The 21,816-nt window shown below is 70.7% G+C and carries 19 protein-coding genes; 12 read left to right on the top strand and 7 right to left on the bottom strand.

Going from position 1 to position 21,816, the window contains the following annotated elements:
• Window positions 1–170 precede the first annotated feature (170 nt).
• Window positions 171–932: a hypothetical protein gene (locus VG296_RS11315; protein WP_325565608.1), complete on the top strand. Its 762-nt coding sequence runs from the start codon at window positions 171–173 to the stop codon at window positions 930–932.
• 4 nt (window positions 933–936) lie between these two features.
• Here VG296_RS11315 and VG296_RS11320 read toward each other — a convergent pair whose 3' ends face one another.
• Entirely contained in the window at window positions 937–1,605 is a 669-nt protein-coding gene (locus VG296_RS11320; RefSeq protein ID WP_325565609.1) for a trimeric intracellular cation channel family protein, read from the bottom strand.
• 389 nt (window positions 1,606–1,994) lie between these two features.
• Between VG296_RS11320 and sepH the strand changes: the two genes are divergently transcribed.
• Both sepH and VG296_RS11330 read left to right on the top strand, forming a co-directional pair.
• Complete coding sequence (gene sepH / locus VG296_RS11325; protein WP_325565610.1) at window positions 1,995–3,065, top strand: septation protein SepH; 1,071 nt, start codon at window positions 1,995–1,997, stop codon at window positions 3,063–3,065.
• Window positions 3,066–3,325: 260 nt separating this feature from the next.
• Window positions 3,326–4,966: an alkaline phosphatase family protein gene (locus VG296_RS11330; RefSeq protein ID WP_325565611.1), complete on the top strand. Its 1,641-nt coding sequence runs from the start codon at window positions 3,326–3,328 to the stop codon at window positions 4,964–4,966.
• A gap of 74 nt (window positions 4,967–5,040) precedes the next feature.
• Here VG296_RS11330 and VG296_RS11335 read toward each other — a convergent pair whose 3' ends face one another.
• Together VG296_RS11335 and efeU are read right to left on the bottom strand one after the other, a co-directional pair.
• Window positions 5,041–6,423: a Dyp-type peroxidase gene (locus VG296_RS11335; protein ID WP_325565612.1), complete on the bottom strand. Its 1,383-nt coding sequence runs from the start codon at window positions 6,421–6,423 to the stop codon at window positions 5,041–5,043.
• Window positions 6,423–8,564: an iron uptake transporter permease EfeU gene (efeU, locus tag VG296_RS11340; protein ID WP_325565613.1), complete on the bottom strand. Its 2,142-nt coding sequence runs from the start codon at window positions 8,562–8,564 to the stop codon at window positions 6,423–6,425. Before efeU ends, VG296_RS11335 begins: the two co-directional genes overlap by 1 nt.
• 528 nt (window positions 8,565–9,092) lie before the next feature.
• Here efeU and VG296_RS11345 point away from each other — a divergent pair.
• The 4 genes from VG296_RS11345 (at window position 9,093) to VG296_RS11360 (ending at window position 14,036) form a co-directional block, all read left to right on the top strand.
• Window positions 9,093–10,211, top strand: a complete 1,119-nt coding sequence (locus tag VG296_RS11345; RefSeq protein ID WP_325565614.1) for a S8/S53 family peptidase — start codon at window positions 9,093–9,095, stop codon at window positions 10,209–10,211.
• 82 nt (window positions 10,212–10,293) lie between these two features.
• Window positions 10,294–10,860 carry a sigma-70 family RNA polymerase sigma factor gene (locus VG296_RS11350; protein WP_325565615.1) on the top strand — a complete coding sequence of 189 codons (567 nt, stop codon included), beginning with the start codon at window positions 10,294–10,296 and terminating at the stop codon, window positions 10,858–10,860.
• Window positions 10,861–10,898: 38 nt separating this feature from the next.
• Window positions 10,899–11,372, top strand: coding sequence for a hypothetical protein (locus tag VG296_RS11355; RefSeq protein ID WP_325565616.1), 474 nt, complete (start codon window positions 10,899–10,901; stop codon window positions 11,370–11,372).
• Between the two features lie 12 nt (window positions 11,373–11,384).
• Window positions 11,385–14,036: a CHAT domain-containing tetratricopeptide repeat protein gene (locus VG296_RS11360; RefSeq protein WP_325565617.1), complete on the top strand. Its 2,652-nt coding sequence runs from the start codon at window positions 11,385–11,387 to the stop codon at window positions 14,034–14,036.
• On the opposite strand, the gene VG296_RS11365 is transcribed toward VG296_RS11360, so the two are convergent.
• Window positions 14,028–14,705: a M48 family metallopeptidase gene (locus VG296_RS11365; protein ID WP_325565618.1), complete on the bottom strand. Its 678-nt coding sequence runs from the start codon at window positions 14,703–14,705 to the stop codon at window positions 14,028–14,030. The two genes, VG296_RS11360 and VG296_RS11365, sit on opposite strands and share 9 nt — an antisense overlap.
• Window positions 14,706–15,311: 606 nt before the next feature.
• Between VG296_RS11365 and VG296_RS11370 the strand changes: the two genes are divergently transcribed.
• The 3 genes from VG296_RS11370 (at window position 15,312) to VG296_RS11380 (ending at window position 18,006) form a co-directional block, all read left to right on the top strand.
• Window positions 15,312–15,470 (top strand): DUF5679 domain-containing protein, encoded by a 159-nt coding sequence (locus tag VG296_RS11370; protein WP_169739932.1) that lies wholly within the window; start codon window positions 15,312–15,314, stop codon window positions 15,468–15,470.
• Window positions 15,471–15,592: 122 nt separating this feature from the next.
• Window positions 15,593–16,660 (top strand): TOMM precursor leader peptide-binding protein, encoded by a 1,068-nt coding sequence (locus tag VG296_RS11375; RefSeq protein ID WP_325565619.1) that lies wholly within the window; start codon window positions 15,593–15,595, stop codon window positions 16,658–16,660.
• Window positions 16,661–16,665: 5 nt separating this feature from the next.
• A complete protein-coding gene (locus VG296_RS11380; protein ID WP_325565620.1) occupies window positions 16,666–18,006 on the top strand; it encodes an AarF/ABC1/UbiB kinase family protein in 1,341 nt (446 codons plus the stop codon).
• A 115-nt stretch (window positions 18,007–18,121) separates the two neighbouring features.
• Here the strand turns inward: VG296_RS11380 and VG296_RS11385 are convergent, their stop codons facing one another.
• From VG296_RS11385 to VG296_RS11395, 3 genes are all read right to left on the bottom strand, one after another.
• Window positions 18,122–18,355, bottom strand: a complete 234-nt coding sequence (locus VG296_RS11385) for a hypothetical protein (RefSeq protein ID WP_325565621.1) — start codon at window positions 18,353–18,355, stop codon at window positions 18,122–18,124.
• A 46-nt stretch (window positions 18,356–18,401) separates the two neighbouring features.
• On the bottom strand, window positions 18,402–18,764 hold the full coding sequence (locus VG296_RS11390; protein ID WP_414641085.1) for a WhiB family transcriptional regulator: 363 nt from the start codon (window positions 18,762–18,764) through the stop codon (window positions 18,402–18,404).
• 133 nt (window positions 18,765–18,897) lie between these two features.
• Complete coding sequence (locus VG296_RS11395) at window positions 18,898–19,284, bottom strand: hypothetical protein (protein ID WP_325565623.1); 387 nt, start codon at window positions 19,282–19,284, stop codon at window positions 18,898–18,900.
• A gap of 438 nt (window positions 19,285–19,722) precedes the next feature.
• On the opposite strand from VG296_RS11395, the gene VG296_RS11400 reads away from it, so the two are divergent.
• Together VG296_RS11400 and VG296_RS11405 are read left to right on the top strand one after the other, a co-directional pair.
• Window positions 19,723–20,775 carry a hypothetical protein gene (locus VG296_RS11400; protein WP_325565624.1) on the top strand — a complete coding sequence of 351 codons (1,053 nt, stop codon included), beginning with the start codon at window positions 19,723–19,725 and terminating at the stop codon, window positions 20,773–20,775.
• 13 nt (window positions 20,776–20,788) lie between these two features.
• Window positions 20,789–21,816, top strand: a 1,028-nt coding sequence (locus VG296_RS11405; protein WP_325565625.1) for a hypothetical protein, incomplete at its 3' end; no start/stop codon positions are given.

Here is a 21,816-nt window from a genome sequence, read left to right on the forward strand (position 1 = left end):
TAGGCGACCCCGCGGTCACGGTCTGGCTTCGCGCGCGTCGCGCTCGGATCACAAGCATGGCGTTTGCCATTTCCCGCCCCTCGCCGGGGTCTAGCGTTCGTGCCCCTGCGCAATGCCAATAACCGTATACAGGGCGTCGACGGCTTGCCGTCGTCGCCGAGGGGGCGTTCATGAGATTCAATTCACCGCCGAACTGGCCTCAACCGCCCGAGGGCTGGTCTCCCCCGCCCGGCTGGGAGCCCGATCCGTCCTGGCCGCGGCCGCCGTCCGGCTGGCCGTTGTGGGTCGCGGACGACGAGTTCGTCATCTCGCCGCACCGCGCCGCGGCGTCGCGGGCGCGGTCAACGCGGCTTTCAACGCAGCCTTGGTACCGGCGCACCGTCTACGTAGTGCTCTTACTGATTTTCTTCTTCCCGGTCGGCGTAGTCCTGCTCTGGATGCGGCCCGACTGGTCGGTGCGGCGGCGCGGCATCATCACGGCCGTCGTCGGCATCATCGTGATCATCGCGGCGGTCTCGAACCAGCCGCCGGCCACGACGACCGCTCTCAGCCCGACGGCGGTCGGTGGGACGACAGCCTCGTCGTCGCAGGCGCCGGCCTCCAGCCAGCCCGCGGTACCGCCGCCTGTGGTGACGACGTCTCGTGCTTCCGTTTCGAGCGCCCCGCCGAAGACGACCGCCGCGGCCGCCCCGGTGCATACTTCGGCTGCTCCGGCCTACACGCCGCCCGCCCCGGTACGCACAACGCAGGCGCCGCCGCCCGTGCAGACCACGGCGCAGAAGCAAAGCTGCTACCCGCTTACCAACGGCGGCAACTGCTACAAGCCCGGCGAGTTCTGCCGCGAGTCTGACTCCGGCAAGAGCGGCATCGACGCCAACGGCGACCCGATCATGTGCGAGAACAAAGACGGCCTGCGCTGGGAACCAGTGTGATCCCCTACGCCCCGGGCAGCCGCGCGTGCCAATCCTTGCGTACGGCCAGAATCCGCAGGCCCATGGTGACCGCGGCGGCGAGGAAGGCGAGCGGGGTCGCGGCGGGGTCGTAGCGGCCGGTGGCGGCGACGATCAGCGCGCCGACTAGGGCGGGCACGGCATAGAGCTCGCGACGGAGCACGAGGGGTACCTCATTCACCAGCACGTCGCGGATCACGCCGCCGCCGACCGCAGTCACCACGCCCATCAAGGAAGCCGGAATCACCGCGAGTCCGTAGTCCAAAGACTTCGCCGTGCCGGAGACCGCGAAACAACCCAACGTCGCTGAATCGGCCACCAGAAAGGCGGTGGACAAAGGAATCCGGCCGCGCGCCCGGTCGATCACCGGCAGCGGTCTGCCGAGAATCCGCGGGTGTTCGGCCAGCAGCACGAAGGCGGCCGCGAAACTGGCCGTCGCCAGATATCGCCAGTCCGTCAGCATGGCCACCGGAACCGCGCCGATCATCAGGTCCCGGACGACGCCGCCGCCGAGTCCGGCCGCCGCCGCCAGCACCAGAACGCCCACCAGATCAAGGCCCTTACGCAAACCGGTCAGCGCACCGGCGGAGGACGCGGTGAGGATGCCGAGCAGGTCGAATACGATCGGCAGGTGCGGTGCCGGGGCTGAGTGCATACCGCAATGATCGCAAGCGAATCGCCGGATACACCACCGCACACCAAATGTCCGAGGTGTGTTGACCGGCTCACTCGCGCTGGCTTTGCTTCGGGATGTACGGTGTTGGGCCTCCGCGAAAGGGACGCACACTGATACCGTGGACGGCAGCGCCCGACCGGGTGCCGACGGAGGTTTCCGGATCCGCCTGGGGGATAGGTACAGATGGCGACTCGCGTTACCGGCTTCGGCCGACCTCGCGACCGCCTCGTCCCCCGAACGGGTAGCGCGAGTGTCACGGCGTTGCGCCGAACGGGCGTGGTCTCTTCCCAGAGGCCGCGGAATGCCGCCACACTCGGTACAGGAGCGCGCTCGGCCCAACCCGCCAGGGGCAGCACACAGGAGGTCCCATGACCGAACTGCGAGTTATGGCGGTCACCGGCGATGGTGACCGTCTGGTGCTGCGTGCCCCCGACGGCCAGGAATTCTTCCTCGCGATCGACGACCGGCTGCGCGCCGCTGTGCGCGGGGACCGGGCCAGGCTCGGCCAGATCGAGATAGAGCTGGACGCGCAGCTGCGTCCGCGCGACATCCAGGCCAGGATCCGCGCCGGGCAGACCGCCGAGCAGGTGGCGGACGCGGCCGGCATCCCGCTCGAGCGGGTGCGCCGCTTCGAGGGCCCGGTGCTCGCCGAGCGCGCCTTCATGGCCGAGCGGGCGCAGAACACCCAGGTGCGCCGTTCCGGTGAGACGCACGGCCCGAAGCTGGGCGACGTGGTACGCGAGCGGCTGGCGGCGCGCGACCCGGATCTCGATTCCGTGCAATGGGATTCCTGGCGCAAGGACGAGAGCGTGTGGACGGTCCGGATGTCCTTCCGGATCGGCGGTCTGCCCTACGAGGCGACCTGGAGCTTCGACCCGCCGCGGCGCCTGGTGCACCCGGTGGACGACGAGGCGCGGCTGCTGTCCAGCGACGCCGCACCGGACACCGCGTTCCCCTTCGCCGCGCGCTCCGCGGTGGGCGGCGGCACGCCGGCCGGCGGCTCGCGTTCCGCGCAGGTGACCTCGCTGCAGTCCTGGCACGGCCGTCCGGCCGCGGGCCAGGGTTCTGTGACCGCGCTTCCGGTGCGGCCCAACGGTTCCCGGACCGCGGCGGCGGGCGCCAGCGCCACGACCGCGGCCTCGGACACCGAGGGCGAGCTCGAGGTGGCCGAGACCCCGGCCGCGTCGGGCACCCCGGCGGCGGGCGGCAACGGCAACGGCAGCCGTCCGGCCGCGGCAACGGCAGCGGCAGCGGGCGGCACCGGTGCGGGCACGGCGTACTCGGACGCGCTGTTCGGCCCGGTCGGCCCGCACAAGGAGCGGCTGCGCGGGGACACCGACCAGCAGGCGGTCAACGACGGGGTGAAACCCGGCCGCCGGGCCACCGTGCCCAGTTGGGACGAGATCGTGTTCGGCACGCGCCGGCGCAAGGCCGACTGAGACAGGCACTCAGCGACCGGCACGCAGACCGGTTGGGCCGAACGAGGTCGAGGCGGGAGGGCTGATCGGGTGAATAAGGAAACGATGTCACCCGATCACCCGGTGTGAACACTCACGGCCGAGTGCTTTATGAGTAGTACAGCCGAAGTTCACCGCTGCTTTGGCTCGGGATCGCCGAGGGGATTCCCACGGAGTCGAGGCTACGGACTCGTAGGCTCAGTACCATCCGCTGCCCTGCCCCATCCGGAGGGGAATCCCTGATGCAAGCCAAGACCAAGCGTCGCGCGGCGGTCACCGCCGTGGCCGGCGCCGTCGCCGTCGGCCTGTCCTTCGCGGTCGCCCAGCCGAGCTTCGGCTCGGAGAACCCAGGCGCGATCGCACCGCAGTCCTCGGGCGGCTCGATCGTGCTCACCGGCGCGCACGCCGGCACCACGACGCCGATCCAGCACGTGGTCGTGCTCTTCGACGAGAACGTCTCCTTCGACCACTACTTCGGCACGTACCCGAACGCGGCGAACACCGACGGCACGACATTCAAGGCCAAGTCGAACACGCCGACCGTCAACGGCCTGACGACCAGCCTGCTGGAGAACAACCCGAACGGGGCCAACCCGACGCGGCTGACCCCTGCCCAGGCGCTGACCTGCGACCAGGGTCACTCCGACACCCCGGAGCAGAAGGCCTACGACATGGGCCTCGCGGACAAATTCCCGCAGAACACGGGCGTCGACACCTGCTCCTCGCCGGACCAGGGCATGCCCGGCCTGGTGATGGACTACTACGACGGCAACACCGTCACGGGTCTGTGGAACTACGCTCAGAACTACGCGATGAGTGACAACTCGTACGACACCACGTACGGTCCGTCCACCCCGGGCGCGATCAACCTGGTCTCGGGTCAGACCTACGGCGGCGAAGTGGTCAACGCGACCACCGGCGCCCCCGTGTCCGACACCGCCGTGGTGGGCTCGCCGAACTCGAGCAACGTCGGCACCGACATCGCCGACATGGACCCGTACTTCGACGACTGCGGCGCCGGCACCAACCGGCTCGAGATGACCGGCACCAACGTCGGCGACCTGCTGAACCAGAAGCACGTGACCTGGGGCTGGTTCCAGGGCGGCTTCGGCGCGACGACGCCGGCGACCTCGACCAGCAAGGCCGTCTGTGGTTCCACGCACACCAACGTGGGCGGCGCGACGATCAACGACTACAGCGCGCACCACGAGCCGTTCGAGTACTACAAGTCGACGGCCAACCCGCAGCACCTCGCCCCGGCCTCCGAGTCCGAGGTCGGCAACAACGGCCAGGCGAACCACCAGTACGACCTGTCGTACTTCTATCAGTCCATCAAGGCCGGCAACCTGCCCTCGGTCTCCTACGTGAAGCAGGCCGCGTACCAGGACGGCCATGGCGGCTACTCCGACCCGACGGACGAGCAGACCGGAATCGTCAACACCATCAACGCGATCGAATCCTCCAAGTACTGGAGCAGCACCGCGATCGTCATCGCGTACGACGACTCCGACGGCTGGTACGACCACCAGGCCCCGCCGAACGTGAACTCCTCCTCCGACCCGGCGGTGGACGCGCTCGACGGCACCGGCCAGTGCGGCAGCACGGCCCGCGCCCCGCTGGCCGGCGAGCAGGACCGCTGCGGCTACGGCGCGCGCCTGCCGCTGCTGGTGATCTCCCCGTACGCCAAGAGCAACTACGTCGACCACTCGGTGACCGACCAGACCTCGGTGCTGTCCTTCATCGAGCAGAACTGGAGCACCGGTTCGATCGACGGCTCGCTGTCGCAGTACGCCGGCTCGCTCAGCTCGATGTTCGACTTCAACAAGACGTCCTCGCGCCGGGTGCTGCTGAGCCCGACCAGCGGCGCGGTCCTGCGGGACTAGTCACCGTCCGACCGACCAGGCGCGTCGCCCCCGTCACGGATTCCGTGACGGGGGCGACGTGCTCGACAGACTGCTTAAGCGAACATCCCGGAGCCGAAGTAGTCCGCGGAGTTCCGCACGCCCGGCAGCGCGAAGAAGTAGCCGCCGCCGGTGGGCGAGATGTAGTCGACCAGCGGCTCGTCGATCAGCCGGGTCTGCACGGCCTCGAACTGGCGCACCACGTCCTGCTGGTAGCAGCAGAAGGCGAGGCCCACGTTGAGGTTCCCGTCCACGTCGAAGCCGCGGTCGTAGTTGTAGCCGCGGCGCAGGATCTGCTGGTCGTACGACGCCTTGGTGCGCGGGTTGGCCAGCCGGATGTGCGCGTCCAGCGGGATGACGTTGCCCATCGGGTCGCTGGTGTACTCGGGCGTGTCGAACTCGCCGGTACCGCTGAGCGGGGCGCCGGTCTCGCGGCGGCGGCCGATCATCAGCTCCTGCTCGTTGAGCGAGACCCGGTCCCAGAACTCCACCAGCATCCGGATGATCCGGATCACCTGGTACGAGCCGCCGCCGGCCCACTGCTGCTCGCCGCGCAGGCCGCCGTGCGCCCAGATCAGGGCGCTGGTGGAGCTGTCGTCGTTGACGTCCGGGTTGGCGATGCCGTCCTTGAAACCGAGTTGGTTGCGCTGCGTGCCGCTGGGCCGCGGCACCGCCTGGAACCCGTCGATCTTCCAGTTGCCCTGCATCGCGCCGCGCGTGTGCTTGGCGATGTCGCGCAGCGCGTGCATCACCGTGTCCTGATGGTCGGCGCAGATCTGCAGCGAGATGTCGCCGTGCAGCTCGGTCGAGTCGACCATGTCGTCGTTGGGGAACACCGGCATCTTCGACAGCCGCGCCGGCTTGCGCGAGGACAGGCCGTAGCGGTCGTCGAAGAGCGAGGCGCCGACGCCGAGCGTTATGGTCAGGCCGTCCGCGGGCACGACCGGGCCGAGGGTCTCGCTGTCGGAGGGCGGCGAGGCGAGACCGAGGTCCGCGGGCGTGCCGCCGGCCGTCAGGAAGCGCGCGCGGGTGGTGATCGTCTTGAACAGGTCGATCAGGTCGGCGCGGCTCTTCGCGGTGGCGTTGAAGGACACGAAGGTCGCGAAGGCCTGCGGCTTTGTCAGGATGCCGGACTGGTTCGCGCCGTGGAACGGGATGAGGCGGCCCGAGCCGGTGCTCGAACCGTCGTCGGCCGTGGCGACCGTCGCGCCGGCCACTCCGGCGCCGACGGCCACCGCTCCGGCGGCACCCACCGCGGCGCCGCGCAGGAAGGAGCGGCGGCGCAGGGCGGCGTGCAGCGTGGCGGAGTCGACCAGGCCCGCGCCGTCGGCGGTGGCGCCGGAGAAGGGGCAGCTTCCCGTTTCGGGCACGGCGGTCTGGGTGGGCTCCGGAGTCTCCGGCGGCGCGGTCGCGGCGTCGATGTTCTCTGACTCGGACATCAGGCGGCGGTCCGTTCTTCCAGCAGGTCGGGCACGAGGGAAAGGGTCTCCAGCAGCTGGCCGAGATCGCCGTTGATCTGCTGCCGCTGCGCGGTACTCAGCGCGCCGACGGCCGTGGGCGGGCCGGCGCAGGTGGCGGTGCACGGTCCGGCGCCGACGGACTTCAGATCGGCCTGCAGGGTGGCCAGGCCCTGGTTGATCCGGGTCAGCAGGCCGGGGTCGCCGCGCTGGATCAGGGAACTGATGGTGGAGAGCACCTCCTGGGTGCCCTGGGTGTTCGCGTAGAGCGTGTCCAGCGTGGTGCCGCTGCCGTAGTCCTGGATCCCGGTGAGCTGGAACTGCAGCGCGTTCTCCAGGATCTCGTGGGTGCGCAGCGGCAGGTCGCTCGCCGGGGTGGCCTGCCGGGGGAAGGCCTTGATCAGACCATTGATGTCGGAAACCAGCTTGTCGCCGTACGGGGCGAGCTCGGCGGCGGTCTGGCCGTGCCAGAGCCCGTACTCGATGCGGAAGAAGCCGGTCCAGCCGGTGGTCGCGGTGCCCTGCGGCTGTCCGCTGGCCGAGCCGTTGATCTCGCTGTCGAAGGTGTCGAAGGTGCCGTACGCCGCGCCGAGCCGCTCGTAGGCCAGGTGCGCGGGCAGCCAGTCGGTCTCGGCCTGGGCGAGGTTCCCGGCCCGCAGGTCGGCGTCCAGCTTCTCGGCCGCGGTGAGCAGCCCGGGCAGCGAGGTCTGCACGTACGCGCGGTAGTCGTAGACCGGCTGCTGCATGTCCTGCTCGGTCACCGGGACCACCGCGGCGAGCCCGCTGCTCGATCCGGTCACGTGGTAGGTCGCCGAGTTCTTCACCGTGCCGTCGACGAACGAGCAGCGGAAGACGTAGTCCCCGGCGCCGATCGAGACGTTCATGACCTCGCTGGCGCCCGGCGTGACGTCCGGGTCCTCGCCGTAGACGGCGTTGGTCGTCGGGTTGATCAGGTAGACCTCGGCGGTGTTGGCGCCGTTGTCGGTGATGTTGAAGCTGAGCGTCCCGGCGGTCGGCGAGGTCCAGCCGGTGCCGCAGGAGGACTCGGTGATCCCGATCTGGATCGTGCTGCTCGCGGACGCGGTGCCCATCACCGAGATCGTGGCCACGGCGGCCACCGCGGGGACGGCGATGATCGAGCTGTACACGGCCCAGCGCGGGGCCCTGCGGCGCCTCTCCCCCGGCTCGGGCTCCCGCGCGGCGCGCGCCTTCTCGGCCAGCTGCTCGGCGAGCGCGGTCTCCTCGGCGGCCCTACGGGCGGCGGCGCGCTCGGCCCGGGACACCCCGGGTGTGCCCGCCGCGGCCTGTGCCCGGCCCGCCGCGCGCACCCCGTGCACGAACAGCGTCATCGTCGTCGCCAGGTAGAGCACGTAGCCCGCGACCTGGAGCCAGGTCATCACCGGCGTGAGGTTGAGAGTGCCCGCGATCAGCATCGCGTACCACGAGCCGGCGTCGATACTCAGGTTGAAGGCGTGCGCCGCGTAGCCCGGCAGCACGTTCGCCTCCTGCAGGTCGCCGAGGCCGTACGCCAGCACGCCCGCGGCGATCACGATGAGCACGCCGCCGGTGTACCCGAAGAACCGGGTCAGGTTGATCTTCAGCACCCTGCGATACAGGCCCCAGCAGAGCGCGACCGCGAGCAGGATGCCGACCAGCGCGCCGAGCATCGGGCCGCGCGCCTGTCCGGCCGATTTCGCGGTCGTCCACAGGAAAAGCGAGGTCTCCAGGCCCTCCCGGGCGACGGCGAGGAACGCCGTGAGCACCAGCACCTTGTTCCCGCGGCCTAGCGCCTCGCTCACCCGCGCCTTCAGGTCGCCGGACAGGCTCTTCGCATTGCGGCGCATCCAGAACACCATCGTGGTGACGAAGCAGACCGCGAGCAGCGAGAGCAGGCCGCCGAAGGCGTCCTGGCCGCCCGCCGGCAGCGCGGCCGAGGTGAAGGTGAGCACGGCGGCGAAGGAGAGGCTGACCGCGAGCGCGGCGGCCACGCCGGTCCACACGGCGCCGAGCCGGTCCTTGGCCTCGGCCCGCACCAGCGTGGCGACGAGGATCGAGACGACGAGCCCGGCCTCCAAGCCCTCGCGGAGACCGATCAGGAAACTGGGAAACGCTGTGTTCCACATAGGGCGGGCGAGCTCCTCCGCGACCGACTGACGCCAAACTTAGGCGAGCCTAACCTATAGGGGTGCGCCATCGACATGGCGGGGATGCGGCGCCGAGGTGAAATTCCGCTGTGCGGCACGGTGAAAACGGACATTTGCCGCAGAAATTTCTCAGAACTTTTTTCGTCTCGATGTATCTGGGGCCTCGGCCCGGCGCTCTTGTAATTGACCGGATCGGGAAGGGGAGAGCCCGGTCCGGTCTCCGCTTCATCGTCCTTCGGATCTCGGGGAGGGATCCGGCGGGCGATGGAGTACTGGTGGGGGATCAAGGTGGGGGGAGCACCGTGCCCGCCCGACGGCCGTGAGGGGGGATCCGAGGGGGATCTCGGCGGCCGCCGGGCGGTTGCCACGGTTTCGGCTTCGCCTCCACACCTCCCTGGGGACCAGGACGGCACGGGGGTACGGCCTGCTTCCCCGGCGACAGACGCCGAGCAGCGAGCAGTGTCGGAACGCACCGATAAAGTGCCTGACGTAGTCAAGGGAGGATTTGTGCGCACGAATCACAAGGCGCGTCTCGAGCGGCTGCTCAGCCGCCATCCGGACGCGGTATTCACCGACGGCGCGCTGCACCGCCGGGATCAAGTACTTGTCACCGAGCACCAGTCGGAGCACGCCCGCGAGGCCGGCGCCGACTTCGTCGACCGGGTGGACGAGTATCCCGAGATCGGCGTGCATCGGCTGCGGCTGCGAGCCTCCGCCCGGGTGGACGTGCCGGAATTCGCCGCCGACCTGCGCGGGCAGGGCATCAGCGCGACACCGAACCACCTGCTGCGCGGCGAGCCCGACTACCGCGGCGGCCCGTTCGGCGTGCCGACCCTGTGCGCCCCGGTGCCGGCTCCGGTGGCCAACGGCGTGGGCCGCGAGGTCACCGTGGCGGTGCTGGACACCGGAATCACCCCGCACCCCTGGTTCACCAACACCGACTGGTGGCCGCAGGTCACCACGGAACAGCTCGACCCGGTGGCGACGGAATGCGACTACGAGCTCGACGCCCAGGCCGGGCACGGCACGTTCGTCGCGGGCGTCGTACTGCAGAAGGCGCCGAACGCGCGGCTGTGGATCGACCGCCTGCTCGACGACATCGGCATCTGCGACGAGCTGGAGCTGCTGCACAGCCTCGACCGGATCCGGCGCCGGGAGCAGGCGAGCGGCACCAGGGTGGACGTGGTCAACATCTCGCTCGGCGGCTACGCGAACGCCGACCACCCCTCGCCGCTGGTCGCCGACTCGCTGCGCAAGTTCGGCAGCCACACGGTGATCGTCACCGCCGCGGGCAACAACGGCTCGGAGCGGCCGTTCTGGCCGGCCGCGCTCAAGGACTGCGTCGCGGTCGGATCCAAGACGCCGTTCTCGGATCGCGGCTGGTGGGTGGACGCGAGCGCCCCGGGTGTCGACGTAGCGGGACCGTTCCCGCAGCGCCGCCCCGACGGCGAGATCGAGCTCGGCTACGCGCGGTGGAGCGGCACCTCGTTCGCCGCCCCCTACGTCGCGGGAGCGATCGCGCGACTGTCCGGCGACAAGGACATCACGGCTCGCGAGGCCGCCGAGATCCTGCTCGACACGGCCCGCCCGAAGACCGACCCCGACTTCGGGGTGGAGATCGGGTAGCCGACAGTATGACGCCACCGCGTGATCTCGCTAGTGTTTCTCACGCGCCCGGCACGGGGTCGGGCGCGTGGGAGCGTGAGTCATGCCGTCGAACAGCGCGGAGCCCGCGGGGCCGAGGAACGCCGAGCTGCTGGCCGCCGCTCTGCGCGGGGAGGGCGAGGCCTGGAACGGCCTGGTGGACAGGTTCGGCCGGCTGGTCTGGGCGGTGGCCCAGAGCTTCGAACTGCCCGCCTCGGACGTGGCCGACCTCAGCCAGACCGTCTGGCTGCGGCTGGTCGAGCACATGGATCAGATCAAGGAGCCGGAACGCCTCGGCTCCTGGCTCGCGACCACCACCCGGCGCGAGGGGATCAAACTGCTGCGTCGGCGCAGCCTCGAGATCCCGGACGAACTCCAGGACGAGCAGTCGGACCAGGGCAAGGACGGTCCGGAGGAGCACGCCCTGGTCGCCGACGAGTACGCGCAGCTGCGCGTCGCCCTGGCCAAGCTGCCGGAGCGCTGCCGCAAGCTGCTGCGTGTCATCGCGGCAAGCGACGAGGCGAACTACAGCGAGGTGGCCGCCGCCCTGGACATGCCGGTGGGCTCCATCGGCCCGACCAGGTCGCGTTGCCTGGAGCGGCTGCGTGTTCAGTACACGCAGTCATCGTGAACCCGTTGAGAGACGGTCAGTCCTAGGGGGACGAGCTCATGACCCGTGAAGAGTACGGCGGGAACGGGTACGACGACGTACGCCTGCTGGCCGAACTGAACGCGCTCTACCAGAACGACGATCCGGTGCCCGAGTCGGTGCTGGCCGCCGCGCGCGGCGCCTTCGGCTGGCTGGACTTCGACAGCGAGCTGGCGAAGCTGCTGGACGAGGAGTCGCTGACCGGGCGGGCCGTGCGGGCCACCGGCGACCAGCGCCTGCTGACCTTCGAGGCCGAACACCTGACCTTCGTGGTGGAGTCCACGGAGCTGGCGGACGGCCGGAAGCTGATCGGCCAGGTGGTGCCGGCGGGCCCGCGCGAGGTGTGGTTGGAGAGCGCGGGCGGCGCGCGCGCCGCCACAGACGTGGACGAATTGGGACGATTCTCGCTGCCGCAGCTGCCGGCCGGTCCGACGCGGCTGCGCTGCGAGCTACCGGACGGCACACGCGTGGTGACTGAATGGGGTGCCATCTGAGAAGCTAACTGAATGACCCGTTCCCACGACGCCGTCAGCGTGCCTATCGCGGACGGCTCGCTTCGCCTTGCCCGCGCACTGGAGCTGCTCGCCGCAGCCGAAGGCGATGCCGTCGCGGCGGGCGCGGGTGCCCGGGAACTGCTCGCGGAGCACGACGCGGACGAGGCCGCGACCGTCGCGCTGCGGGTGCTCGGCCTCGCACTCAGGGACCGCGACGACGCCGCCGCCGTGGCCGAGACGCGCCGGGCCGTCGGTACCGCGGAGCGCCTCGGCCTGCCGCTGCGCGCGGCCCAGGCGCGCACCTCGCTGCTCGTCATGCTGTCGCACCTGGGCCGCACCCGGGAAGCGCTGCGCGAGGCGGCACTCGCCGAAGCGGCGTTGCAGGGGCCTGATGCCCAGCTCGACCTGGCCAGGCTGCGGGTGAATCTGGGCCTGGTCCTGCAACGGCTGGGCCGCAATGCCGAGGCGCTGGAGTCCTACGCCGCCGCCGAACCCGTGCTGCTGCGGCACGACGACCGCCGCTGGCAGGTGATCATGCTCAGCCTGCGTGGCACGATGCTGGCCTACCAGGGCAAGCATGAGATCGCCGCCGACGACCTGCGTCGCTCGATCGCCCTCGCCGAGTCCGCCGACATGACCGACGTCGGTTTCAACCTGCATCTCAACTACGGCTTCGTGCTGCTGCGCGCCGGCCGCATTCCCGAGGCGCTGCAGGAGATCACGCGTTCGCTGCGGGCCGGAGAGCAGAGCTCACACCGGGTGGAGGCCGCGTATGCCGACCGGGCCGACGCGCTGCTCACCGCGGGTCTGGCGGTGGAGGCGCTGGAGAACGCCGAACGCGCCGTCGCCGGACAGCTCGAACGGGGGCGGGCCTTCGACGCCGCCGAATCGCGGCTGATGGCCGCGCGGGCGGCCTTGGCGGCGAACCAGGTGGGACGGGCGTCGGCGCTGGCCGCTGACGCGCGAGCGGACTTCACCGAGCAGCGGCGGCGCACCTGGTCGGCGTGGGCCTGGCAGGTCGAACTCGCCGCGCGGTACGCCGAGGGCGAACGCACGACCGAGCTTCTCCGGGAGCTGATCCGCTGCGCGACCGCCCTCGAACGCTCCGGCTGGCTGCTCTCGCCGCAGGAGGCGCGATTGCTCGCGGCGCGTACCGCCGCCGCGCTCGGTCGCCGGGCGCAGGCCGCCCGGCTCTACGGGCTGATCGGCGAGGCGCGGTTCAGCGGCGGCCTGGCCTCGCTGCGGATCCTGGCCTGGGAGGCGGAGAGCGAGCGCAGGCTGCTCGCCGGGGACCGCGGCGGCGCCGGACGTGCCGTGACCCAGGGCCTGAGGGTGCTGGCCGAATTCGCCGGCACGCTCGGCGCGACGGACCTGCGGGCCGGCAGCGCCGCGCTGGGCGCGGATCTGGCGAAGGCGGGGCTGCGGCTGAGTCTGGAGGGCGGTTCGGCGCGCAGTCTGCTGGTCCGCGCGGAGCAGTGGCGTGCGGCCTCGCTGCGGCGCGCACCCGTGCGCCCGGCGCAGTCGGGGCAATTGGCGGAACTGTTGGCCAGGCTGCGCTACGTGACCTCGCAGGTGTCCGACGACGCGCTGGTGGGCAAGGACATCCGCGCACTGCAGCGCGAGCGCGTCAAGCTCGAGGAGGAGATCAGGGAACTGGCCCGGCACACGCCGGGGACCCAGTCGTCCGCGGAGTCCCCGCTCGATCTCAGGGCCCTGAACGGCGCGCTGAACGGCCGGACGCTCGTGGAGTACGTGCGGCTTGAGGACGAGCTGCACGCGATCGTCGTGGCGGACGGCCGGTGCACGCGGCACCGGATCGGCTCGTACCAGGCGGTGCTCAAGGAATTGGAGTCGCTGCGCTTCGCGATGGGCCGCATCGCGAGGCAGCACGGCTCGTCGCGGATGCTCGAGGGTGCGCGACAGATCTACCAGCACGCGCGCAAGAACCTGGACGGGATGCTGCTCGGCCCGCTGCGCAAGCGGCTCGGCGACGACGAGGAACTCGTGCTGGTGCCTACGGGTTCGCTGCACGCGCTCGCGTGGGCCGCGCTGCCGTCGATGGAGAACAGGATCCTGACGGTCGCCCCGTCGGCGCGCAGCTGGCTGGCCGCCGAGCAGGTCCCGCGGCGTCCCGGTCCGGTGGCGCTGGCGCACGGCCCCGGCCTGCCGCACGCCGAGGACGAGATCGCGGCGATCGCGAAGCTCTATCCGGACGCCGAGCCCCTGCAGGGCGGGCGGGCCGCCGCCGAGGCGGTCGCCGCGTCCTGGGACGGAGCCCGGCTCGCGCATCTGGCCGCGCACGGCAAGTTCCGCAAGGACAACCCGCTGTTCTCGAACCTGGAGCTGGCCGACGGGCCGCTGACCGTCTACGACCTCGAATCCCTCGGCCGCGCGCCGCGGCTGCTGATCCTCTCGGCCTGCGACTCGGCCCTGTCCGGCATCCACCCGGGCGACGAGCTGATGGGCGTGGCCAGCGCCCTGCTGGCATTGGGAAGCAAGACCCTGATCGCCTCGGTGGCCCCGGTCGACGACGAGTACACCAGGGTCCTGATGACGGCGCTGCACACCGAGCTCGGCGCGAACGTCCGCCCGGCGCAGGCCCTGGCGAAGGCGCAGGCGGAGCACCCCGAGGCCCCCGCCTTCATCTGCCTCGGCTCAGGCTGAGATCTCCTGCTCGCCGCCGTCCTGCTCGCCGCCGTCCTGCTCGCCGCAGTCCTCCACGTCGCCGTCGTCCACGTCGGTGCCCTCGGCGGCGCCCGAGTCCGCTCCCGCCGCGGCGGCGCTCGCGGCCGCGAAGCCGTCGAGGAAGCCGCGGGCCCGCTCCAGCTTCGGAAAGCCCTCGAGCAGCCTCCAGAAGCCCGCGCCGTGGTTGGGCTCGATCAGGTGGGCGAGTTCGTGCAGCAGCACGTAGTCGATGACGAAGTCCGGCATGCCGCGCAGCCGGTCGGAGAGCCGGATCGACGCGTCGATCGGGGTGCACGAGCCCCAGCGGGCGCCCTGGTTCGTCACCCAGCGCACCGAGAGCGGGACGGCCCGGCCGCCGAGATACCTGACCGAGAGGTCCTTGGCCCGGGCGGCCAGCTCGGCCTCGCCCGGCCGGCTGCGGCGCTCGCGCGAGTCCAGGCGGGCTACCATCGCCTTGACCCAGCGCTCCTCCTCGCGCGCCGACATCTGCGCCGGGATCAGCACGACGGTCCGGTCGCCCTGCCGGTACGCGGACACGGTCCGCCGTCGACGCGCCGAACGACGTACCTCCACGGCGTCCCCGGCGGCCGTACCACGTTTCGACCCCGCGGCGTCCTCTGCGTCCGGCGGGGTCAGGTCGGCTGACACGCAACCCAACGTAGCGGTTCGGAGCCCTTTTGGCGCCACCCGCGGGCCCAAGTGTTGCGAAATCTTCCCCGGGCACGCACTCCGACGTACGGACTTCGTCGAAAGATTTCTTATCCTGCCTGGTGAAAGGCCGGAACTCGGTTTCGTCCACCGGTTATCCACATGAAATGCCGGAACGATCCACATACTTGACGGGATTGTCACCAGGTTATCCCCAGGGTTGTCCACAGCCGTTCGCGTGGCGCAATTGACGACCCGGGCCCCACCGCCGTACCGTCGTCACCTGAATGCGGGGCCTTCGGAAAACAGCTCGGCGGCCGCGGTGGGCGATCACCGCGCGAACCGGGACGTGCGCCTGGGGGCCCCGCACTGCTATTGCCCCGGTGATCTCCGGGGCGAATCCCCGCTCCTTCGCCGCGGCTATCCGCTGGTCGTCCGACCGGCGGTCCTACAACTCACCCGAACGCGTCAACACGCGTGTGAGCGCGCCCCGCCGAGCGTGCGTGATGCGGGAACACGCTCCGCTCTCGCGTATGGTGACTCTCGTCCAGGGGTCGAACGCGGCCAAACGGACGAACCAACCGCGAGAAGCACAGGAGGGCCACCATGGCCGAGACATACACGGGTGAGGCCTACTGCGTGAAGTGCAAGGAGAAGCGGCACTTCACCGGCGAGGTCAAAGTCAGCGAGTCGGGCCGGCGCATGGCCCAGGGCACGTGCCCGACCTGCGGCACCAAGGTCAACCGGATTCTGGGCAAGGCCTGAGCCGGGCAGCGGTCTGGAATCGCCGGCGCGGGCGGGCCGGTATCCGAATTCCCGGATACCGGCCCGCCCCGTGTTTCCCCGCCTGACCTCTCCGTCCCCTCACCCGAAGGAGCCGCGCGCCGGTGCGCCCGATCCTGAAGCCCGGATTGGGCCGCGTCTGGCTGGACCCGAACACCCTGCAACTCGGCCGGGGGCCGCATCGCCGGATCCATCAGCTGGATTCCGCCGAACGGGTGCTTCTCGAGGCGCTGGACGGCACGCGGGATATCGACGGGCTGCTTTCTTATGGCGCGCGACTAGGCCTGACGAGTGAACGTTCGCTGGGCCTGCTGAACCGGCTGGCCCTCGAGGGCTCGCTGGACGACGCGGCGCTGCCGACTCCAGGACTGGCCCGGCTCAGCGTCGGGGAACGGGCTCGGCTCGGGCCGGTGGTCAGCGCGCTCGGCCTGCGCAACGGGCTGCCGGGCGCCGGGGCGCGGGCGCTGGAGCGGCGGGCGCAGCAGCACACGGCCGTGTACGGGCTCGGCCCGATCGGCGCGCAGGTCGCGCGGCAGCTGGCCGCGGCCGGGGTGGGCGTGGTGCGGCCGGTCGACCCGAATCCCGCGGACCATCGGGACACCGGACCCGGCGCGCTCGATCCGGCGCACGTCGGCAAGCGGCGGCAGGAGGCCGCCTGCCGCGCGATCCAGCGCGACACGCCGTCCACCCGGATCGCCCCGGCCTACTCGACCCGCCGGCCCGACCTCGTCGTCGTTGCGCCGGTCGAGCGATATCCGGTGGAGTTCCTCGGCAACCTGATGGCGGATGGCGTGCCGCACCTGCTCGTGCGTCCGGCGGAGGACGAGGTACTGGTCGGCCCTCTCGTGCTGCCCGGCCGCACGGCCTGCGTGCACTGCGCCGACCTGCGGCTGAGCGAGCTGGACCCGAGTTGGCCGCAGTTCCTCGCGCAGTTCGGCGCGGCTCGTCCCGGCGAGCTGCCGCCCGCGGACACCTCGCTCATGCTGCTCGGCGCGGCGTACGCGGTGCAGTACGCGCTGACGCATCTGGACGGCCGCGAACCGACGGTGCTCGGCGCGCTGACGAGCCTGCGCCCGCCGGACGCCACACCGCTCCGGATCGAGATCGACGCCCATCCCTCGTGCGGTTGCGGTGCCCGCAGCTTCCTCCATCAAGTCGAACTGCTTGAATAGGCCGTATGAGTGATCTGCCGCGTAACGCGGTGACCCGAACCGCCAAGCTGGCCACGCTCCCGCTCGGACTGGCCGGCCGGGTCACCATCGGCCTGGGCAAACGGGTGGTCGGCGCGCCGGCCGCGGCCGTCGCGAGCGAGCTGCAGACCCGCACCGCCGAGCAGCTGTTCAAGGTGCTCGGCGAGCTCAAGGGCGGGGCCATGAAGTTCGGGCAGGCGCTCTCGGTCTTCGAGGCCGCGCTGCCCGAGGAGCTCGCCGGTCCCTATCGCGGTGCGCTCACCAAGCTTCAGGAGAACGCGCCGGCGCTGCCCGCCTCGTCCGTGCACAAGGTGATGACGCAGTCCTTCGGCCCGGAGTGGCGCGATCACTTCGAATCCTTCGACGACTCCCCCGCGGCCGCCGCGTCGATCGGCCAGGTGCACCGGGCCGTCTGGTCGGACGGACGCCGGGTCGCGGTCAAGGTGCAGTATCCGGGCGCGGGCAAGGCCCTGATCACCGACCTCAACCAGCTCAGCCGGATCTCCCGGCTGTTCGGCGTCCTGGTGCCCGGCATGGACGTCAAGTCGCTGGTGACGGAGCTCAAGGAGCGGATCGCCGAGGAGCTGGACTACGCGGCCGAGGCGGAGAACCAGAGCACGTACGCAGAGGGCTACGCGGACGACCCGGGCATCCACGTCCCGGCCGTGGTCGCGCAGCAGGGCACGGTGCTGGTCACCGAGTGGATCGACGGCATCCCGCTGTCCAAGATCATCGCCTCGGGCACGCCGGAGCAGCGCAACGAGGCCGGCCGGCTGCTGCTCGGCTTCCTGTTCTCCGGGCCGAGCAGGGTCGGCCTGCTGCACGCCGATCCGCACCCTGGCAACTTCCGGCTGCTGCCCGTCGACGGCGCGGACGAGGACGGACCGTGGCAGCTCGGCGTGCTCGACTTCGGCGCGGTCAACCGGCTGCCGGAGGGCATGCCGCCCGCGATCGGAACCGCCATCAGATTCGCGCTGCAGGACGAGGCCGACGAGGTCGTGCGCATCCTGAGCGGTGAGGGCTTCGTGCGCCCGGGGATCAAGATGGAGCCGCAGGAGGCGCTGGACTACCTGGCCCCGCTGCTCGACCCGCTGCGCGCCGAGATCTTCACCTACAGCCGCGCCTGGCTGCGCGAACAGGGCTCGCATCTCTCCGGTCGCGGCAACCCGGCCGCCTCCGTGGGCCGCCGCTTCAACCTGCCGCCGGCGTACATGCTGATCCACCGGGTCAGCATGGGCACCCTCGGCATCCTCTGCCAGCTCGGCTCGACGATCGCCGTGCGCGAGGTGCTGGAACCCTGCCTGCCCGGCCTGAGCCCGGAAGCGTGACCCCTCTCGCGGGGATCTGATTCACGCTTCCGGGCCCTGACCGGGCAGGGGGTGTTGGTGCTCTACTGCTCTGTGTTCGGTTGCCGACGCGTCGGCCCGCTAGGCGGGCCGGCCGCTACTTGCCGAGCAGCCGGGCCGCCAGACCGCGCCGCGCGCGGTAGGCGGTGCGTCGGAGGCGTTGCGCCTCCGCTTGTCGTAACCGTTCCCTGTGCAGTTCCTGGGCGTAGCCGTAGTTCGCGGTGAACATGGTGGTGTTGCTCCTCTGGGTGGTGGGTTCGAGCTCGAAGAAGGCGTGCGGATTACCGGACTCGGCGCGGACGCCGGCGGGCTTGAGCAGGGTCTTGGACATCGGTTTTCCTGGTTTCTCGGTGTGTGGGGACGGGGGACGGACTGATTCAGGCGACGAGCGCGGCGTCGGTCTTGCGCGGACGGCCCCGGGGCCGCTTGCGGGCGACGACGACACCCTGGACGAAGAGCTCACCACCCCAGACGCCCCAGGGCTCCTTGCGCTCCAGGGCGCCCTGCAGGCAGGCCTCGCGGATGGGGCAGTCGGTACACACCGCCTTGGCGAGCTCGACGTCGGCCGGGGACTCGGCGAAGAAGAGCTCGGGCTCGACGCTGCGGCAGGGCAGGTCGTCAAGAACGGTGTTGGGCTCGAAGACGGTCAGCTGCATCGCTGGCTCCTTCTGGGGGCTCGGGACTACGGCGGGGCTGGTCGTGGAAGAAGTCGAGGCCTGATCGAGGCTTTCGATCTGCACGGTCTTTCCGGTCCTTGTCGTATCGATGGTCCCGCTGCCCGCCGCGTCCCCCTGGTGCTTCGGGGAACGAATAAGGCCGCGGATCCCGGTTCTCGGGTTCCGCGGCCTGGAGGCTGCTCGCGCTGACGGGCGGTCAGTGCGGTGGTCTCCAGGTTACGGGTCCCCGACGGTCGGTCAGGTGCTGCTTGTCCTGCTGGTCCTTCTTGCTGCCGGTCGTGCCATTGCTTCCGCTGCCGCTGCCGACGACTCCGGCGCCGATGACGCGCGCGGCGGCCGCATAGCCGGCCGGCCGGGTGGCCGCGGCGAAGCCGAAGGCACGCGTACGCTCGGCCATCAGCCGACCGCGCCGCACTTCGGACACCGCACCGAGGCGCACGACGCCCACCCAAGCGGGAGAGGACGACGGCATCAGCGGGGAAAGAACGCGGTTCGAAAGCACAGCCGGGGTCACGGCGCGCGGGCGCGGGCAGGCGGCGAGAACGGCAGCCTGCGGCTCGGCAATCTGGATCTGAGTCAGCATTGGATTTCTCTCGCCTCCCTCTCGTACTCGGCCGGTTCCGGGGGCGAGCCGGAATCGACGTGCGCGGTGGCCTGTCGGCCTTCGTTCAAACTGCGGGGCACCGGCCTGGTTCGTCGGCGCGACTCAGAGGTTAGAACCTTTTCCCCCAAGCCCGCAATCTATTTTTGACCTGCGGTTTCGTGGAAAGTCCCCGATTGCTTTCTGCATCCGCCACCGGATGCTCCCCACGTCCGCCCGGAACCCGAAGCTTCCGGTGCGAGAATTATCCTGTCATGGGCGCCGGGCCGTGTCACCCCCTGCACGGCATTTTCCGGTGATCCCCCGGACACGATCCGGTAAAGCCGACTCTGGACGGCGGAGCGGCCCCGGCCTAGAGTCTGCCTCGACGATCATCGCCGGCGCGGATTCCCTGGCGGCAGGTCGATTGGATGAGGCCGAATGGATCAACCGCCGCAGATCGAATTCATCGACCCACACGACGATCCGGACTCCGTCGCCTGGCTGGACGAGCAGGGCGAGCACGACGAGGAGCACGTCCGGTCGCACGAGAGCGCGCGGCTGCCGTCGCGTACCACCGCGCGCCGGATCCTCGGCTCACTGCTGGTCTTCGCGCTCGTGCTGGCCGCGACCGGATACGCCGGCGCGGCGACCTACCGGCACGACAAGGCGGTCGAGCTTGCCGCGGACACGCTGATGCTGCACGCGGTGGACGTCGGCGACCCGGTCACGCTGCTCGACCCGGGAGCGCTCGGCGGCGCGGGTGCCTGGCGGATCGACCCGAGCGCGCCGGTCGCCGTGGACGTCACGAATGAGAGCCCTGACCCGATAACCCTGCTGTCCGGCAGCACGCTGTACGGCCCGGGGCTGACCGCGCCGGCCGCGCTGCGGCCGAGCGGCTCGGGGGTGCTGCGGCCCGGGCAGACCGGCCGGCTGACCGGCGTCGCCACCGTGGACTGCGGGGTCCGGGCGGCGAACACCGGCGCGGACCGCGGCAACGCCGTGCTGGTCCAGGCGCGCACCACGGGCGGGGCCGTCGGCGTGGCCTCGGTGGGCCTGGACGGCGGCGGCGAGTCGGTGCGCCAGGAGATCTGCGTGGAGCAGGGCCATGGACTGGCCACGAGCTTCTTTCCGCAGTCCGTGAACTCCGCGACGCACTCGTTCACCGTGACCGTCTCCACGCAGTCGCTGGCCGCGCAGCCGCTGCGCTACGAAGTCGTCGAGATCGTCTCCACCCCGCCGACGCTGATGCCGAGCGTTCCGCTGTCGACGCCGACGCCCGTCGGCCCGGTCACCGGGACGCTCCAGCCCGGCGCGAACATGGTCGCCGGTTTCACCGTTCACGTCTCGGCCTGCCCGACGCTGGTGACGACTGCGCGGGGCGACGTGGAACTGGAGATGCTGCTGTACTACCGAGGGACTCCGGCGGTCTTCCAGATGGAGAGTTTCGATCTCGGCATGCTTGTCCGCGCCGCCTGCGGTTTGCTTTCTTGAAAAGGTGGACCTGATGGGGGATGACGAGGACGAGGTCGTATTCCTCGACGAGGACGAGGATCTCGGCGACGCGGCGTGGCTCGATGACGAGCGCGTCGAGGGCGGGCTGCACCCTGGAACGCTGCCGCCGCACGTCTCCCGGAACCGGCTGCTGGTCACGCTCGTCGCGCTGGCGCTGTTCCTCGGCGGTACGGGCGTGGCGTTCACGACCGCCTACCACCGGCATCTGACGGACGTCCGGATCGCGAACCTGTTCAGCCTCGCCTCAGCCGGCTACCCGCCGCAGATCCCCGACCTCGCGGACCTGGCCTTGGCGGCGAGCTGGCACGCCGAGGTCCGGGAGCGGGTCGACGTGCCGGTGGTCAACCAGAGTCCGCAGCCGATCGTGCTGCTCGGCGCCATGCTGACGGAACCGGGAATGGTCGGCACCGCGAGCCTCGCGCCGACCGGCGCGACGACGCTCAAGACCGGCCAGACCGGCATCGTCGCCGGCGTGGTGACGGTGGACTGCACCCAGAATCCGGCCCTGGGCTACCCCTCGGCGAACAGCGACCCGTCATTCGTCATACCGGTGCAGCCCATCGCGACCCTGAAGGTGCGGGCGAGGACCTCCGGCGGGCGGATCGCCGAGGCCACGCTGGATCCGGAGGCGGGCCAGGGGTTTCAGGCCGAGATGCAGCAGCGGATCTGCCTGCAGCAGGGCGACAACGCCGTCAGCAATCTGAAGCAGGCGAAGCACTACGACTCGGCCACGCACGTCCTGACGCTCGACGTGTCGGTCACCTCGCATGCTGATACGGCGATGCAGTACACGGCCGACCTGTCGATCTCGGCCCCGGGCAGCGACGCCTCCGCGCCCTGTACCGCCGAATCCGAACACCCGACGACGCCCGTCGGCGGAACGGTGGGCGCCGAGTCGACGGTCACGGTGAGCTTCGCGATCCAGATGTCGGCCTGCCCGGCCGGGTCGGCGCCGCCGCCGACCGAGGGGCTGCAGCTCGGCGTCTCCATCTCGATCCACGGCTATCCGCTCACCGAGGA

Source organism: Actinospica sp., assembly GCF_035552695.1.
In the GTDB taxonomy this organism is placed as follows: Bacteria; Actinomycetota; Actinomycetes; order Streptomycetales; family Catenulisporaceae; genus Actinospica.